This is a genomic window from Chryseobacterium sp. JV558 (assembly GCF_033712365.1).
In the GTDB taxonomy this organism is placed as follows: Bacteria; Bacteroidota; Bacteroidia; order Flavobacteriales; family Weeksellaceae; genus Chryseobacterium.
Map to the genome: position 1 here is coordinate 1 of NZ_WJHU01000040.1, position 332 is coordinate 332.

Annotated in this window: 1 protein-coding gene; it reads left to right on the top strand. The window is 39.5% G+C overall.

The genetic code is table 11. From position 1 onward, the window contains the following. On the top strand, nucleotides 1-332 hold a 332-nt coding region (locus tag GFU89_RS23265), incomplete at both ends, for a condensation domain-containing protein (RefSeq protein WP_318849388.1).

Consider the following 332-nt stretch of genomic DNA (forward strand, 5'->3'; position numbering starts at 1 on the left):
GTTTGAGGATGCTAACCTTGCTTACAACGTAAACGGAGTGTATGAATTTGATTCAGGTTTTGATCAATCAGCTTTTGAATTGGCTTATTGGGATCTGATGGTGCGTCATGAATCTTTACGTACGGTGTTCAGGGCGAATGATCAGGGTGATATCCGTCAGTTGATTCTTGATCCTGATCCGGATAAATTCCAAGTGTTCTATTTTGATTTCCAGGATCGTAATGAAGCTGATGAATCATCACAAAAGATCTCTGAATATATCACCGAAGCGTTTGATCTGTATAATGGTCCTTTATTTAAATTAGGTCTTTTCCGTCTCTCCCCAGAGAGAT